The organism is Halorhabdus amylolytica (genome assembly GCF_004944975.1).
In the GTDB taxonomy this organism is placed as follows: Archaea; Halobacteriota; Halobacteria; order Halobacteriales; family Haloarculaceae; genus Halorhabdus; species Halorhabdus amylolytica.
Genome location: NZ_SPQG01000001.1, coordinates 18,279 through 32,806, shown reverse-complemented (window position 1 = coordinate 32,806; position 14,528 = coordinate 18,279). Strand labels below are relative to the sequence as shown.

Annotated in this window: 17 protein-coding genes and 1 tRNA gene; 12 read left to right on the top strand and 6 right to left on the bottom strand. The window is 63.7% G+C overall.

Features of this window, described 5'->3' with window-relative positions; genetic code table 11:
- Positions 1-156 precede the first annotated feature (156 nt).
- A tRNA-Lys gene (locus E3374_RS00160) sits at positions 157-230 on the bottom strand.
- Between the two features lie 119 nt (positions 231-349).
- Between E3374_RS00160 and E3374_RS00155 the strand changes: the two genes are divergently transcribed.
- On the top strand, positions 350-1,807 hold the full coding sequence (locus E3374_RS00155) for a DHH family phosphoesterase (protein ID WP_136686550.1): 1,458 nt from the start codon (positions 350-352) through the stop codon (positions 1,805-1,807).
- Here the strand turns inward: E3374_RS00155 and E3374_RS00150 are convergent.
- Positions 1,804-2,109, bottom strand: coding sequence for a PRC-barrel domain-containing protein (locus E3374_RS00150; RefSeq protein ID WP_136686549.1), 306 nt, complete (start codon positions 2,107-2,109; stop codon positions 1,804-1,806). The two genes, E3374_RS00155 and E3374_RS00150, sit on opposite strands and share 4 nt — an antisense overlap.
- 120 nt (positions 2,110-2,229) lie before the next feature.
- Here E3374_RS00150 and E3374_RS00145 point away from each other — a divergent pair, with 120 nt between their 5' ends.
- The 3 genes from E3374_RS00145 (at position 2,230) to E3374_RS16960 (ending at position 3,748) form a co-directional block, all read left to right on the top strand.
- The gene (locus E3374_RS00145; protein WP_136686548.1) at positions 2,230-3,114 is read left to right on the top strand and encodes a 1,4-dihydroxy-2-naphthoyl-CoA synthase; all 885 of its coding nucleotides are present in this window, start codon (positions 2,230-2,232) and stop codon (positions 3,112-3,114) included.
- Between the two features lie 351 nt (positions 3,115-3,465).
- The gene (locus E3374_RS17815) at positions 3,466-3,591 is read left to right on the top strand and encodes a hypothetical protein (RefSeq protein ID WP_282568411.1); all 126 of its coding nucleotides are present in this window, start codon (positions 3,466-3,468) and stop codon (positions 3,589-3,591) included.
- Positions 3,584-3,748 carry a hypothetical protein gene (locus tag E3374_RS16960; RefSeq protein ID WP_169051739.1) on the top strand — a complete coding sequence of 55 codons (165 nt, stop codon included), beginning with the start codon at positions 3,584-3,586 and terminating at the stop codon, positions 3,746-3,748. The genes E3374_RS17815 and E3374_RS16960 overlap by 8 nt, the downstream gene beginning before the upstream one ends.
- Positions 3,749-3,767: 19 nt before the next feature.
- Here the strand turns inward: E3374_RS16960 and E3374_RS00140 are convergent, their stop codons facing one another.
- Positions 3,768-3,977: a hypothetical protein gene (locus E3374_RS00140; protein ID WP_136686547.1), complete on the bottom strand. Its 210-nt coding sequence runs from the start codon at positions 3,975-3,977 to the stop codon at positions 3,768-3,770.
- A 76-nt stretch (positions 3,978-4,053) separates the two neighbouring features.
- On the opposite strand from E3374_RS00140, the gene hisS reads away from it, so the two are divergent.
- Positions 4,054-5,358, top strand: a complete 1,305-nt coding sequence (gene hisS, locus E3374_RS00135) for a histidine--tRNA ligase (RefSeq protein ID WP_136686546.1) — start codon at positions 4,054-4,056, stop codon at positions 5,356-5,358.
- On the opposite strand, the gene E3374_RS00130 is transcribed toward hisS, so the two are convergent.
- The 3 genes from E3374_RS00130 to E3374_RS00120 all read right to left on the bottom strand — a co-directional run bounded on the left by E3374_RS00130 (position 5,340) and on the right by E3374_RS00120 (position 8,085).
- Positions 5,340-5,990: an HAD family hydrolase gene (locus E3374_RS00130; protein ID WP_136686545.1), complete on the bottom strand. Its 651-nt coding sequence runs from the start codon at positions 5,988-5,990 to the stop codon at positions 5,340-5,342. The genes hisS and E3374_RS00130 overlap by 19 nt on opposite strands.
- Positions 5,991-6,056: 66 nt before the next feature.
- Positions 6,057-7,169 carry a glycosyltransferase gene (locus tag E3374_RS00125; RefSeq protein ID WP_136686544.1) on the bottom strand — a complete coding sequence of 371 codons (1,113 nt, stop codon included), beginning with the start codon at positions 7,167-7,169 and terminating at the stop codon, positions 6,057-6,059.
- Positions 7,170-7,215: 46 nt separating this feature from the next.
- Positions 7,216-8,085, bottom strand: a complete 870-nt coding sequence (locus E3374_RS00120; protein ID WP_136687396.1) for an alkaline phosphatase family protein — start codon at positions 8,083-8,085, stop codon at positions 7,216-7,218.
- A 132-nt stretch (positions 8,086-8,217) separates the two neighbouring features.
- On the opposite strand from E3374_RS00120, the gene E3374_RS00115 reads away from it, so the two are divergent.
- The 7 genes from E3374_RS00115 to E3374_RS00085 all read left to right on the top strand — a co-directional run bounded on the left by E3374_RS00115 (position 8,218) and on the right by E3374_RS00085 (position 14,490).
- Positions 8,218-10,191, top strand: a complete 1,974-nt coding sequence (locus E3374_RS00115; protein ID WP_136686543.1) for an aldo/keto reductase — start codon at positions 8,218-8,220, stop codon at positions 10,189-10,191.
- Positions 10,192-10,304: 113 nt separating this feature from the next.
- On the top strand, positions 10,305-10,691 hold the full coding sequence (locus E3374_RS00110; protein WP_136686542.1) for a DUF7475 family protein: 387 nt from the start codon (positions 10,305-10,307) through the stop codon (positions 10,689-10,691).
- Positions 10,692-10,827: 136 nt separating this feature from the next.
- Positions 10,828-11,598 carry a CDP-alcohol phosphatidyltransferase family protein gene (locus E3374_RS00105; protein ID WP_136686541.1) on the top strand — a complete coding sequence of 257 codons (771 nt, stop codon included), beginning with the start codon at positions 10,828-10,830 and terminating at the stop codon, positions 11,596-11,598.
- Between the two features lie 213 nt (positions 11,599-11,811).
- Positions 11,812-12,192, top strand: coding sequence for a GTP cyclohydrolase IIa (locus E3374_RS00100; protein ID WP_248299349.1), 381 nt, complete (start codon positions 11,812-11,814; stop codon positions 12,190-12,192).
- Entirely contained in the window at positions 12,192-13,250 is a 1,059-nt protein-coding gene (locus tag E3374_RS00095; RefSeq protein ID WP_136686540.1) for a zinc-dependent alcohol dehydrogenase, read from the top strand. The genes E3374_RS00100 and E3374_RS00095 overlap by 1 nt, the downstream gene beginning before the upstream one ends.
- Positions 13,247-13,642 carry a 6-pyruvoyl trahydropterin synthase family protein gene (locus tag E3374_RS00090; RefSeq protein ID WP_136686539.1) on the top strand — a complete coding sequence of 132 codons (396 nt, stop codon included), beginning with the start codon at positions 13,247-13,249 and terminating at the stop codon, positions 13,640-13,642. The genes E3374_RS00095 and E3374_RS00090 overlap by 4 nt, the downstream gene beginning before the upstream one ends.
- Positions 13,639-14,490 (top strand): class I SAM-dependent methyltransferase, encoded by an 852-nt coding sequence (locus E3374_RS00085; RefSeq protein ID WP_136686538.1) that lies wholly within the window; start codon positions 13,639-13,641, stop codon positions 14,488-14,490. The genes E3374_RS00090 and E3374_RS00085 overlap by 4 nt, the downstream gene beginning before the upstream one ends.
- Positions 14,491-14,528: the final 38 nt, after the last annotated feature.

The following is a 14,528-nucleotide window of genomic DNA, read 5'->3' as shown; positions in this document are numbered from 1 at the left end:
GGCGCTCGCGGGTTGCGAGCGCCAGAGTGAGCGGGCCGGAAGGGATTTGAACCACGGAAAGACGATGACCTCGCTTCGCTCGGTCCTGCGACTTTCCTGATTCAATCCTTCCGTCCGATTCGTTCACCGGTTCGCATCGCTCACCGGTTCACTGCACGGGCCGGAAGGGATTTGAACCCCTGACCGTCTGATTAAGAGTCAGACGCTCTGCCGGACTGAGCTACCGGCCCAGGTATTCCTGGGTTGCGTCGGGCGATTCAAATACGTTTCCTTTCCTCCCGGACAGTGGATCTCAGTTTCTGGCGACAATCGCGACGGTTTAAGGGTGCGCGGGCCAACGACCGTCCTAATGAGTACCGACGTCACGATGGCCTCGATGTCGACCTACGCCATCCTGGGGTGTGGAAGTGTGGGCCACGCCGTCGCCGAAGAACTCGAGGCGGAGGGCAAGGATGTCCTTATCCTCGACAAGGACGAGGGACGCGTCGAGGCGTTGCGAGATCAGGATCTCAACGCGCGGACCGCGGACATCAGCCAGGAGTCCGTCACTGCCGAACTCGACGATCGGGATGTCGTCTTGATCCTCTCGCCGGACGAGAACGCCAACGCCGCCGCCGTCGAACACCTGCGGGCGCGCGACGAGGATCAGTTTATCGTCGCCCGCGCTTCCGACCCGGTCTCGGCTGACGAACTCTCCGAACTCGGGGCCAACGTCGTGATCAACCCCTCGGCGGTGATCGCTGACTCCGCGCTGCGTGCGCTGGAGACCGGTGAACTCGAACACAAGGCCAACCAACTCGCAGCAGTGATCGACGACACCGAGGCTCGGATGGCGATCCTGATCCACCGCGGCCCGGACCCGGACTCGATCGCCAGCGCCGCCGCGCTCCGTGCGATCGCCGAAAGTCGTGACGTCGAGGCAGACATCATCTACGAGGGCGACATCGGCCACCACGAGAACCGGGCGTTTGTCAACCTGCTCGGCCTGGAACTCACCTCCCGCTCCGCGGTCGATCTCGACGAGTACGATACCTTCGCGCTTGTCGACTACGCCAAGAGCGGGACGCCCTCGGAGGGGTTCGGCGACGGGATCGACATCGTTATCGACCATTTCGAGGTCGAAACCGGAACCGAGGCGGAGTTCACCGACGTCAGGCCGAACGTCTCGGCTACGTCGACGATCCTCACGAAATACGTTCAGGAACTCGATCTCAGTCTCGATCAAGAGGTCGCGACCGCGCTCCTCTATGGCATCCGCGCCGAGACGCTGGACTTCAAACGCGAGACGACGCCGGCCGATCTCACGGCCGCTGCATATCTCTACCCCTTCGCCGACCACGACACGCTCGAACAGGTCGAGTCTCCCAGCATGAGTCCGGAGACGCTCGACGTCCTCGCCGAGGCGATCCGCAACCGGCAGGTCAGAGGGAGCCACCTCGTCTCGAACGCCGGATTCATCCGCGATCGAGATGCCCTCGCACAGGCCGCCCAGCAGTTGCTCAACCTCGAAGGGATCACTACCACCGCCGTCTTCGCGATCGCCGACGATACGATCTACCTGGCCGCACGCTCGAAGGACATCCGAATGAACATCGGCAACGTCCTGGAGGAAGCCTTCGGCGAGATCGGCGAGACTGCCGGCCACTCGACGGACGCCAGCGTCGAGATTCCCCTGGGTATCTTCACCGGAATCGAGACCAGCGAAGACAATCGCGATACCCTCCTCGAACTCACGGAAGAAGCCGTCCGCTCGAAACTCTTCGAGGCGATGGGCGTCGAAGGATCGGACAGTTCAAACGGCTCTTAGGCGACGACGTCGTCGGTCTCCGGTTCCCCGTTCCGGACCCGTTCGACGATGTCGTTGACGATGACGACGTCACCGACGGCCTGTACCCACCGATAAGGAACGATCGCACCACGGGAGCTGGTCGTCTCCGCGTCGAACAGTTCGGTGTTCAACTGATGGAGCGCCAGCCCCGTCACCGCTTCGGCATCAAGATTCAGTCGAAGATCCTCGACCTCGCCGACGTAGACGCCGTTGTTCGAGTACACTTCTCGGCCAACTAGCGACGTGATCTCCTGTGGGCTCGCGTCTCGGTCGATTGGCATACTCGGAATCTGGGGAGGGGGTGCCTTAATTCTTGGCAGAGCGTCAGACGCCGGCCTTCCCCACGTCGTCCGTTCCGACCTGTCCGGGACGTTTTTCTTCGGGCCGACCCGACGATGGGTATGGTTTCGGATATTTTCGAGCCCGATCGCTGGCAACCGATCGAGTCGGTCGATTTCACCGACATCACCTACCATCGTGCCCGCGACGTGGGAGCCGTCCGCATCGCCTTCGACCGTCCCGACGTTCGCAATGCCTTCCGGCCGGAGACAGTCGACGAACTTTCGGCCGCACTCGATCACGCCAAACGCCAGACCGATGTCGGCTGTGTTCTCCTGACCGGCAACGGCCCCTCCTCGCAAGACGGTGGCTGGGCGTTCTCCGCTGGGGGAGATCAGTCGATCCGTGGCGATGCCGGGTACGAGTACGAGGACGGAGATACCGAGGGAGAGGGGCCCCGCCTTCATATTCTCGAAGTACAGCGTCAGATCCGTCACATGCCTAAACCCGTCGTCGCGGTCGTTCCCGGCTGGGCGGTCGGCGGCGGCCACTCGCTGCACGTGATCTGTGACATGACGCTGGCCAGCGAAGAACACGCGAAGTTTCTCCAGACCGACCCCGACGTGGGGAGTTTCGACGGGGGGTTCGGCTCCGCCTATCTCGCCCGCCAAATAGGACAGAAAAAGGCCCGTGAGGTATTCTTCCTCGGGAAGACCTACGACGCCGCGGAAGCCGCCGACATGGGAATGGTCAACGAGGTCGTTCCCCACGAGGAACTGGAAGAGACGGCCCTGGAATGGGCCGAGCGCATCGAGGGCAAGTCCCCCACTGCGATGCGGATGCTCAAGTACGCGTTCAACCTCCCCGAGGACGGCATGGTCGGCCAGCAAGTCTTTTCCGGGGAAGCCACGCGCCTCGCGTACATGACCGACGAAGCTCACGAAGGAAGGGACGCCTTCAACGAGGGTCGGGAACCAGATTTCGACGACTATCCCTGGCACTACTAGACGACTTTTACTGCGGGGGGTCACCAGTGGGGACCCCCTTGCAAAATGCTCGACGAAAAACACCTCGGCGCTCACTGCGTTCGCGCCGAAAAGAAAAGCGAGCCCCCCTCCCGCATCGACCACGTTCCATGCCTGCCTCCACGACTGAGACAGTCCAAGATGTCATGCCACCGCAAGTACTATTGAACCTGCTTTTTACGGGAGGTTCGAGGCGAAAGCCTCGCGCTTCAGCGCGGGGAGGATGTCAAGTGGTATACCCGCTTTCACACACAAGCACACAGGGGGGTGCGCGTGTGGTGGCGTCAACGGACCAAAGACCAATTCATGTCGATAATATAGATACGAGTAACAATGGGTCCATCTGAAACATCCGAGTCCGGGGGCGATGCAGACGACGAAGATCGCCCCGAATTCGAAGGCCAGCCGATGTTCACGGGCGATTTCCACGGTGAGTACGAAGGCGAGACAGATGCGTGACGACAAGACTACGGAGCCAGCGGAAGCGGAGATAGAGGGGCGTCCTTCGTTTGAAGGGCAGATATTCAGCGGAAGGAAGGGCCAAGTCGAAGAAAAGCTCTCGGAGAATATCTCTCAAGCGGACGAGAGCGACGAATCCACTTCTCGAACAGAGTAAATATTCGTAGCCAATCGGGTTAAGAGTGACCGACCATCGCGACCGCTTCTGGGCGATCGCCGACGCCGAGCACGCCGCCGCATCCGCCGGTCTTTTCCGCAGTGCCACAGCCGACGCTATCGACGGTGGATTCTCCGACGATGCCGTCGAGACGTGGATGGAGACCGCCGTCGATCCGATCGAGGACCGACCGACTCCGGCGACAAACAGGATTGACGAAGTCGCGCAACGAATCGTGTATCCGTCAGCGTTCTTGACGCGACCGGAAGGAAGGGTTGAAACGCGCACTGTCCGAATGCGGGGATATGTACGACGGTATCAAGGGGTTTCGGGACTTCTATCCCGCGGAGATGGCGGCCCACCGTGAGGTCATCGATACAGTCGAGGATACCGCCCAGCAGTATGGCTTTCGTGAGATCGCGACGCCCGCCTTGGAGGAGACGCGGCTGTACGTCGAGAAGAGCGGTGAGGAGATCGTCGAGGATCTCTACAGTTTCGAGGACCAGGGTGGCCGCGACGTGGCGCTGACACCCGAACTCACGCCCACGGTCGCCCGGATGGTGGTCGCGAAACAGCAAGCCCTCGCCAAGCCGATCAAGTGGTACTCCACCCGGCCGTTCTGGCGCTACGAGGAGCCCCAGCAGGGTCGCTTCCGGGAGTTCTACCAGACCAACGTCGACATCTTCGGCAGCGAGGAACCCGAAGCTGACGCTGAGATCCTCGCCTTTGCCGCCGACGCGCTGACGAACCTCGGTCTCGACGCCGAGGATTTCGACTTCAGGGTCTCACATCGTGACATCCTTGGCGGCCTACTGGAGGCATTCGACGCCGACATCGACACCCGCGCGGCGATCCGGGCTGTCGACAAGAGCGAGAAGATCGAGGAGGCCGAATACTACGATCTCCTGACCGACTCCGGCCTCTCTTACGAGCAAGCCGAGCAGTTCGACGACCTGCTCGCGACCGACGACCTCGGCGAACTGACCGACTTCGCCGGGACCGACCGCGTTGCCGACGCCGTCGAGAACCTCCAGGCCGTCTTGGACGCCGCCGAGGACTTCGGTGTCCGGGAGTACTGTACGCTTTCCCTGGAGACTGCTCGCGGGCTGGACTACTACACAGGCGTCGTCTTCGAATGTTTCGACTCCGTCGGCGAGGTCTCCCGGGCGGTCTTCGGCGGCGGCCGCTACGATGACCTCATCGAGAGCTTCGGCGGCCAGCCCACCCCGGCGGTCGGTGTCGCGCCGGGGGTGATGAACTCGACGCTTCCCCTCCTGCTCCAGCGGGCGGGCGTCTGGCCGGAAGAAGAACTCTCGACGGACTACTACGTCCTGCAGGTCGGCGACACTCGGCCCGTCGCGGCGCGGATCGCCCGCGAGTTGCGCCAAGAGGGGAACGTCGTCGAGACCGACGTCTCCGATCGCTCCTTTGGCGCACAACTGGACTACGCCGACTCGATCAACGCCGAGACGGCGATCATCGTCGGCGAACGGGACCTCGAAGACGACGAGATCACGGTCAAAGACATGGCGTCGGGCGAGCAAGTGCAGGTACCCGTCGATTCGTTCCCTGGCGACCGCGGTCGACCGACCTACGACGACTTTGACTGACTGGGTTCCGGTGTCTCCCAGTCCCCGTTCTCGATATCTGCGACCGCGTCGTCGAGTGTCCGCTCACGACGATCCAGGTGGACGTATCCCATCCCGGTCCGGACGGCGAACTGACGGTCACTATCCCGATCGCCCACGTAGACGTATTCGTCGTCATCGAGGACGTCGGCTACCGGCTCGAACAGCGCAGGATCGGGCTTGAGACGATCGAGCGCTTCTCGGGAATGTCCTCGACCGACCGCGACGGCGAAGTGCTCGTCGAGCCCGGTCTCATCCAAGAACACGTCGACGACCTCCTGCGGGGAGTTGCTCACGCAGAACAACGTCTCGTCGAGAAGTCGGCCGATAGCGTCGATGTCCCCGTAGGGCCCGAGTTCACCGGAGCGGATAGCTTCTACCTTCCCACCAGTGTAGTTGCGCGTCCGCGCCGCCCAGAGGGTGTCCGGGTCGACGTCGAACTCCTCGGCGACCGACTCGAGGTCGGCGATCGCGTCAGGGTAGAGTTTTCGGCGGTTGGCCTCGGTCCGTTCGATACCGAGTTCCGCCAACGCGTCGTCGAGTCCACGGTCGAGCCAGGACAGATCGGACGCCGAGTCCAAGAGGACACCATCCAGATCGAAACCGACGTTCATCGTCCGATGGTCAGACCGTCACGGCGAAAAGCGTCACGTTCCGCGTCCCGGATCCACGACGGACTGCTATCGTGCTATCACTCGATTTACGTACTCGTTGATCGCGGCTTTGAAGCGGTCGCGGGTGAAGCGATCTCGGGGAAGCGACGGACGGTCGTCAGTGCGGATCGCCGATTCGATCAGGTCGACGGCCGACTCCGGCGAGTCGAACAACCGATCCGACCGCCCGTCGAGAACGTCCCGTTGACCGCCGCTGTCGGGTGCGAACGCGATCATTCCGGCCGAGACGTACTCGGCGACAGACATACCGAAGTGTTCGTCAGGCTTGAGGTTCAGCCCGTAGCGGTGGGTTCGAAGCAGGGCTTGCAGTTGTTCGCGGGGGACGTCACGTTCGAGGGCGACGTAGGATCGCTGGCCGGCGGCCGACGCGACCTGCTGGGCATACCGCCGATAGGAGCGCGGCGCTGACCCGACGACGTGGAGATGGATATCGTGGCCGCGGTCGCGGAGACTGTCGACGATAGATATCGCGTCCAGTACCCGCTTATCGGGCGCGATCCGCCCGACGACGACGATCCCGCGTTCGCGGTCGTCCCAGTCGAGACCGCCCTCGACCGGGTCGACTGGCGGGTGCAGTACCTCGGGACGCACGCCGTAGATATTTTCGACCACGTCGGCAGTCCACGCCGAGTTCGCGAGCAGCGTCGCACGTCGAAGGTTCCATCGGTCAGGACCGGACACCCGGCTCCACACTGGATTCAGTCGGCCGGAATCGGCGTCCGCGCGGTCTCGGAGGTGAAACTGCGGGTAGTGGACGTACTGGACGGACGGCCCCGGGAGTGAGAACTCGTTTGCGGTACTCACCGTCAGATCGAACGCCTCCGCGTGTCCTCGGAAGTACCGCCAGACGAGCACGCTTCGAAAGGCCAGTTGTGGTCCGATCGTTGGGCCGAGCCGGGCGAGTGTCCTCGCAATCGGTCCATTGGCCGGTGGCGTCCGTACCGCAAGCCCCTCGAGGTCTGCGTCGAACCGGTCCGCCAGGACGGCGGGATCAGTCTCGCTGAGGGTGAATAGCGTGACCTCGTGGTCGGCAAGCAGTGCCTCACAGGTCCCCAGACATACCGCGTCCGCACCGCCCTGGAAGTCGAGCGTGTTGTGGAGGACGGCGACCTGTGCCATGTGGGGCGTTTGGGCCGGAAGAAAATATACCCCGGGCTCCGGTCTGTTATCGGTAGCCGAGCGCGTCGAGTCGCTCTCGATCGCCGTCCGCCCCGTAGACACGATTCACGGGAAGGGGCTCCGGGGGCGCTAACTTCGGAGCGTAGGCGGTTTGACCGCCACCCGTCGTCTCGGCCCACGGGACTGTCAACACCGGCGGTAGCGGGAGGTGCATCGGATGGCCGTACAGTCCCCACTCGCCGAAGAGATTGCCGTGATCCGCGGTGATCGTGACGTGGCCCGTCACGTTGTCCACCAGGGTTTCGACCTCCTCGAGCACGTGTCTGAGGTTGGCCTCGTAGGCGTCCCACACACGGCCGGTCGCGATCTCGCCACGTCGAAGGGCGACCCACGGGTTCGCCGGGTTGCTGTGATCGCTGTTCCGAACCATGCCGTCGTCTTCCGCAAGCGGGTCCGGGACGAACGGGTGGTGAGGCTGCATGTAGTGGACGACCAGCCGCTCAGGCTGTCGATTCCGGGCCATCGCGATCGCCCGGTCGGTGACCGTCCGCGCCGGAATCGTTCCCAGGTCCTCGTCCCAGGCGTACTTCCAGACTTCGTCCAGCGCGACGAAGGCGTCGGCCTCGACGTAGCGGTCGGTCCAGGTGTTCCCGGTTACCATTACCGTTCGGGCGGTCTCCGGGTGACCGGGAAACGTGTTTTCGAGCCACTCCGAGGAGGAACTACCGACAGATCGCATCGAATCGACTTCGTTGATCAGATCCGTTTCCGGGGCGACCGCCCGCAGAAGGTCCGCCCGGCAAGCGTCGAGGACAACCAGTACGTCCCAGTCGCGCTCGAAGACGTTCGTCCCGGTGTCGAGCCGCTTGCCGATCGCCTGCAGTCCCCGGAGGTAGGCGGTCCCGAGCCGACCCATTCCCGGTTCTGTCACGGTCGCCGTTCGTTTCGGGTGGACAAAACGGCATCGCCCGGGCGTCCGTCACCCTCAACCCCTCGAAGAGACTGCGCTCGCCGGGACGCATTAGTGCGTCCCGCCCGGGGTAGGTCCATGGACTGTCTGTTCGTCGGCGCCGGTGCGATCGCATCCGAGTACGCGTCGGGCCTGGAATCGACTTCGCTCTCGCTGGCCGGCGTCTGTGATATCGACGGCGAGCGGGCAAAAAATCTCGCGGCTGAGAACGACTCTCCGTGGTTTACCGACCTGGAGACGGCGCTCTCGACAGTCGATGCGCCAATCGTCGTGAACCTGACGACCCACGCCGCCCACGCCGAGGTGACCAGAACGGCACTCGCGGCGGACCGACACGTCTACTCCCAGAAACCGCTCGCGCTCGACGGCGAGACCGCCGGGCAGTTGCTATCGATGGCACGCGAACGTAACCTCGCCCTCGGCGTGGCCCCCGAGAATCCCCAGGGACCGTCACAGCGTCGGGCGGCACGCGTCCTCGCCGACGGCCGTCCAGGTCCCGTGCAACTGGGCTACGCTCACGCCCACGTGGGTCGCGTGACGGACTGGCACGACCGACCGGACTCGTTTCTAGAGATCGGCCCGCTGTACGACGGCGGTGTCTATCCGTTGACGTTACTCGTTTCGTGGTTTGGCCCTGTCGAGACGGTTCGCGTCGCCGACACGCTGGACAGCTGGCCCGAGCGGGAGCAACGACGACCGTCGGCACCCAGCCACATCGAGGCGATGCTCGCCTTCGAGTCCGGCCCGACCGTCCGGCTGACGGCAAGTTTCTACGCGCCCCACCGGAGTCGGGAGTTCTACGGCCTGGAACTCCACGGCGACGACGGTTCGTTGTATCTGGACGGGACTGGCGCGATGGAGACGGCCGTCGACCACGTCCAGTTCGGTCGCGTCGGTCGGGAGTATACCACAGTACCGCCACAATCACCCTCGTCGTCGATCGAATACATCGACGCCGTCCAGCGACTCGCCGATACCGTCGCTGCGGGAGCTCCCTCTCGGGAAAGCGCTCGGCGGGGAGCTCACGTCGTCGCCGTCTGCAACGCCATCGAGGACGCCGCTGCGAACGGCGGGCCGGTGACGGTCCGCGACTTCGGGGTGGCCCGTGATCCGCTCCCCGATCAGGACGTTCGTCCGAGCGTCCGAGATGGCCAAGCGACTGACCGAGACGGGATCGACCTGCCGCCGATCGGCTTTGGCTGTTCGCGATATCGTGACGGCGAGTACGTCGAGCGCCGGGACTCGATCGCGACGGCCATGGACGCGGGCTATCGCTTGCTCGACAGCGCGGAACTCTACGGCAACGAGCATCGGATCGGCGAGTTGCTTTCCGCACCCGGTGCGCCCGACCGCGAGGCCGTCTTCGTCCTCGGGAAAGTCTGGCGGACGAACCATCGGCGCGAACACATGTTCGAGGCCGCAACGGGAAGTCTCGCCGAGCTCGGCATCGACGCGTTTGACTGCTACGCGTTACACTGGCCCGAGGCCTGGGCCCATCGCGGTCCGCTGACGCGGCTGGCCGAACTGCCCGTCGAGCGTCAGGAGGCACTGACGTTCCCCGAAAACGACGACGGTGATATCGAGACGGACGACATATCGCTCGAAACGGCCTGGAAGAATCTCGAAGCCATCCACGATCGGGGACTGTCCCGGACGCTCGGCGCCTCGAACGTCACGCAACCCCAACTGGAGACGATCCTCGAAACGGGCACCGTTCGACCGGCGATCGTTCAGATCGAACGCCATCCCTACCAGCCGCGAAACGACCTCGTCTCGTTCTGTCACGAACGCGGAATCAGAGTGGTCGCTCACTCCCCGCTGTCCGCACCGGGTCTGCTGGACGAGCCAGTATTGGCCGAGATCGGTGAGCAGTACGATCTCTCGCCGGCTGGGGTCGTCATCGCCTGGAACGTCTCCCGAAACGTCGTGGCGATCCCTTCGAGCACGACGCCGGCCCACATCGTTTCGAACCTGGCCGCTGGCACACACCGACTTTCTCCCGACGAAATCGATCGTATCGATTCACTCCGTGACCCCGGATTCGAGCGGTAACCGGACTGTCGAGCGATCACAGGACGACGTTACGGAACCCCGTTCGGGCCGACGATGCGGTAAGTCACTCCGCCGACACCACGATTATGTACACCTTCACCGATATGTGTGGTATGGCAACAACCGAAGCGGCGGGACCGAGGATCCGGACGGAATCGCTGGGTGGGCTCCACTGGATCGGCATCCTCGCAGCCGTCGTCAGCGCAGCGATTCACCTGCTGCTCGGGGTGCGAATTCTCCCTTCGGGGATGGGGATAAGCTTCGTCCTTGCGGGGCTTGGCTTTCTGGGCGCGATCGTCCTCGTACTGGTCGACTATCGCCGTCGGACCGTCTACGCTGTCGGGGTCCCGTTCGTTCTCGTCCAGATCGTCCTGTGGTTCGTCATAAACTTCGTCAACGGTCCGAAGTCCTTCCCGGCCGATATCGGGACGCTCGGGGCGGTCGACAAGATCGCTCAGCTCGCATTGCTCGGCGTCCTGCTGGCCCTGTTGCGTTCCTGACTTTGTGACAGGTTTAGGTTCGTCCGGTCCCAACGACCGAGCGGCTCCTGCATGAAACCGTCGAACGGTCCCAGGCGAGCGCGAACGTCCGCCGGCACAGGGACCCAGTACCTTTCCGGTGGGAGATGTGGCCTGAATGACTGAACGAAGCCCCAACCGGACACTGTCTGTCGGGATGGAGGTGGGGCTTCCGGTGTTGGGGGCGGTCGCACTCGCTGTCGTCCTCCGGGGGCTGTACCCACCCGGCGAGCTCGATACCTGGATGCTCGACCCCGCAGCGGTTGCCGGTCTCTGTCTGGGCGGCCTGCTGTGGTACGCCAGTCATCGTCTCGTTCCGATACGGGCCGCCGAGGGACCGCTGGCCGGGCTGTTCGGGTTAGCGAACTCCTTGACCCTGCTCCGGGGCGCGTTGTATGCGGTCGTGGCTGGATTCGTCGTCGTCCCGCCCGGTACTCGCCTCGCGTGGGTGCCGGCCCTGGCGTACGGGTGCGGGATCGTTCTCGACAAACTCGACGGGACGATCGCACGGACGGTCGGCCGGGAGACCGAACTCGGTGAACGCCTTGACATGGCCTTCGATACCTTCGGCTTCGTCGCTGCACCGCTGGTTGCCGTCCTCTGGGGAGTCCTCCCCGTTTGGTACCTCTCGTTGTCGGCCGCCAGGTACGTCTATCGTAGCGGGTTGGCCTGGCGACGACACAGGGGACGACCGCTGTTTGACCCACCCGACAGCGATCTGGGCAAGTACCTGGCCGGCGTCCAGATGGTGTTTCTCACCGTCGCACTCACGCCGACCGCGCCGACGACGCTCGTCCGGACCGCGGCCCCGTTCGTTCTCGCTCCGTCGCTTGCGGTGTTCGCCCGGGATTTCCTGGTCGTCACCGGCCGTCTCGGCCGGGAGCGCTGAGGTGCGTCCAGACTCTACCTTCGAGACGGATTCGATCCGAGATACTTTCTGTGGTCGTGGTACTAATTGACATGCTGCTGGTTTGACTGGCGTCCCATCGATCGATTCGGCCGTCTTTCGTCGTTCTGACTTGCGTCTCCGGCACTGAGAGGCCCACAGGAAGAAACCACAGCAGTCCGAACAATCATTATCGAGCCGTCCGTATGTGATCCAGTGACAACAGCAACCCGGATCGCGCTGGTACAGAGCAACGACTACGATCCCTGGCCTGTCACACCCAAGTCACGGCACGAAACGGACCCTCAATCCCTGCAGGCGTCACTGCTCGCCGATTTCGCCACCTTCGTCCGTGCGGTCGATGGGGACGCCTTTTACGGCCGTTTCGACGACATGTTCGCCGTCACGGACGACAAACCGCCAGAGACAGGGTCGGAGACTGTCGGTTCCGTCGAGACCGGGATCGAACTGCAGGCCGGGATCGGTCGCGGCCCGACAGCTTGCGCGGCCGGTGCCGGGGGAAAAGACGCCCTTGAACAGTGTCAAGCGATCGGCGCACGGATTCGGAGCGCCGCCCAGCTCCCGGCCGACGACTGATGGCGGGGGATTCGCTTTACTTCACCGGCCCCGAAGCGGTCGAACTTCGCGAACGGTCGGTCGAGTACTCGGCCGAGGAGGTACTCATCGAAACGCGCGTCTCGGCGATCAGTCCCGGGACGGAACTACTCATCTATCGCGGCGAGGCGCCAGGCGACCTCCCGGCCGACAAGACGCTCGACGCGCTGGATGGTGATCTCTCCTATCCGCTACGCTACGGCTACGCGGCAGTCGGGGACGTGATCGAGACCGGTTCGGCCGTCGATACGTCGTGGCTTGGTCGAACCGTCTTCGCGTTCAATCCTCACGAGACGGTGTTCAGCGCGACACCTTCGGCCCTCGTCCCGGTCCCAGATGGGACCGGCCCCGAAGAGATGGTCATGTACCCGACGGTCGAGACAGCGACGACACTCGTTCTCGACGGGGCGCCGCGGATCGGCGAACGGGTGGTGGTTTTCGGCGCGGGTGCCATCGGTCTGTGTACGATCGGGTTGCTGGCGTCGTTTCCGCTGTCGGAACTGGTTGTCGTCGATCCACTGGCGGGGCGTCGAAAACGTGCCCGACAACTGGGTGCCGATACGGCGATCGCACCGAACGAGTACACAGAGACACGCTGGAACGACGCGGCTGGGCCTGAAGGGTTCGATCTGCTCTACGAACTATCGGGTGCGCCGTCGGCCCTGGACGACGCCCTCGCTGTTTCGGGCTACGATAGCCGGATCGTCGTCGGCTCCTGGTATGGGACGAAATCACCGACGCCCGATCTCGGCGGGGATTTCCACCGCGATCGCGTCTCGATCGAGTCCAGTCAGGTCAGTACGATCGCCCCCGAACTCCGTGGGCGCTGGTCGTTCGATCGGCGCACCGAGGTCACGCTCGAAAATCTGGCGTCACTCCCGGTTGACTCGCTGGTTACCCACCGGATCCCGTTCGAAGACGCGCCGTCCGCGTACCGTCGACTCGACAACCACTCCGAGAACGCACTCCAGATCCTGCTCACGTACCCTGCGGAGACACAGACACACGCCCAACACACTGACACGGAGACAGACAGATGACGACCAACACGTACGAACTGACAGTGACGCGCGAGTTCGTTGCACAGCACTACCTCACAGTCCCCGATCCGGGTCCGGAGGGGGTTCCTCACAGCCACCACTTCACCGTCGAGGTTCGCTTTGCCGGCCCCGAACTCGGTGAATACGGGTATCTCGTCGACATCGACGACGTCGAAGCGATTCTCGATGACCTCGAAGACCGGTATCGTGATGCCTTACTCAACGACCTTGCCGAATTCGAGGGCTTGAACCCGAGCGTCGAACACTTCGCCCGCCTGTTCGGCGACCGCGTCGCGGACGCGCTCGCGAATCCGAACCCGGAACACCTCCGGATCCGCATGTGGGAAGACGACGTCTCCTGGGCGAGTCACGCACGTCGTCTCGATGGATGAACCACACCGAAACCCGCTATCTGGAGGCCAAGCGGTCGCTCGACGACCGGTCTCGTTCACCACGGGTTCGTGAGCGGTTACTCTCGGCGCTGCCCTCCGAGCCACGGATCCTCGACGTCGGCTGTGGCACGGGAACGATGGTGCCAGGGCTACTCGAATGGGGGATCGATACCGGGACGTATCGCGGGGTCGACGGCGACGCTGGTGTCATCGATTTCGCGCGTGACGTGCGGCCGGCCGAACTCCGACGGGCCGGCCACGGAGTCACGGTTTGCGACCGCGGCTTTTCTGTGGAAGATCTTTCGGTCACCTACGAGACCGGCGACGCACTCGGGACACTCGAACGCGCCGAGGATGTCGATTTGATCGTCGCTCAGGCTTTCGCCGATCTCGTTTCGATTTCGGAGTTACTGGCCGGGGTCGAATCGGCGCTGGCCCCGGGAGGGCTCGCCTACCTCCCGATCACCTTCGACGGGGGAACGATATTCCAGCCCGATCACCCGGTGGATGAGGAAGTCGAAGCGGCCTACCACGCGGCGATCGACGCCGAACCCGGCCGGGACGTCCACGCCGGACGTCACCTGGCGGACGCTTCTCGACGTGCGGACGGCGATCTACTCGCGATGGCCGCCTCCGACTGGGTCCTTCGCCCTCGGGATGGGATCTATCCCGCCGACGAAGCGTATTTCCTTGATGCTATTCTCGGATTCGTCCAGACGGCCCTCTCAGATGGAACGGTCGCTGAGGGTGACGACTGGCTCGCGGCCCGTCGACAGCAACTGGCTGACGGACGGTTGACGTACATCGCCCACCAGTACGACCTTCTGTATCGTGGGCCTGACTCGTGACCGGGTGACGTGCGAAAGTCCGAAGGCCCGCTCCGTCG

Coding starts and splice junctions, on each gene's coding strand:
- E3374_RS00155 (WP_136686550.1), top strand. CDS start 350: ATGAGTACCGACGTCACGATGGCCTCGATGTCGACCTACGCCATCCTG.
- E3374_RS00150 (WP_136686549.1), bottom strand. CDS start 2,109: ATGCCAATCGACCGAGACGCGAGCCCACAGGAGATCACGTCGCTAGTT.
- E3374_RS00145 (WP_136686548.1), top strand. CDS start 2,230: ATGGTTTCGGATATTTTCGAGCCCGATCGCTGGCAACCGATCGAGTCG.
- E3374_RS17815 (WP_282568411.1), top strand. CDS start 3,466: ATGGGTCCATCTGAAACATCCGAGTCCGGGGGCGATGCAGACGACGAA.
- E3374_RS16960 (WP_169051739.1), top strand. CDS start 3,584: ATGCGTGACGACAAGACTACGGAGCCAGCGGAAGCGGAGATAGAGGGG.
- hisS (WP_136686546.1), top strand. CDS start 4,054: ATGTACGACGGTATCAAGGGGTTTCGGGACTTCTATCCCGCGGAGATG.
- E3374_RS00130 (WP_136686545.1), bottom strand. CDS start 5,990: ATGAACGTCGGTTTCGATCTGGATGGTGTCCTCTTGGACTCGGCGTCC.
- E3374_RS00125 (WP_136686544.1), bottom strand. CDS start 7,169: ATGGCACAGGTCGCCGTCCTCCACAACACGCTCGACTTCCAGGGCGGT.
- E3374_RS00120 (WP_136687396.1), bottom strand. CDS start 8,085: ATGGGTCGGCTCGGGACCGCCTACCTCCGGGGACTGCAGGCGATCGGC.
- E3374_RS00115 (WP_136686543.1), top strand. CDS start 8,218: ATGGACTGTCTGTTCGTCGGCGCCGGTGCGATCGCATCCGAGTACGCG.
- E3374_RS00110 (WP_136686542.1), top strand. CDS start 10,305: ATGGCAACAACCGAAGCGGCGGGACCGAGGATCCGGACGGAATCGCTG.
- E3374_RS00105 (WP_136686541.1), top strand. CDS start 10,828: ATGACTGAACGAAGCCCCAACCGGACACTGTCTGTCGGGATGGAGGTG.
- E3374_RS00095 (WP_136686540.1), top strand. CDS start 12,192: ATGGCGGGGGATTCGCTTTACTTCACCGGCCCCGAAGCGGTCGAACTT.
- E3374_RS00090 (WP_136686539.1), top strand. CDS start 13,247: ATGACGACCAACACGTACGAACTGACAGTGACGCGCGAGTTCGTTGCA.
- E3374_RS00085 (WP_136686538.1), top strand. CDS start 13,639: ATGAACCACACCGAAACCCGCTATCTGGAGGCCAAGCGGTCGCTCGAC.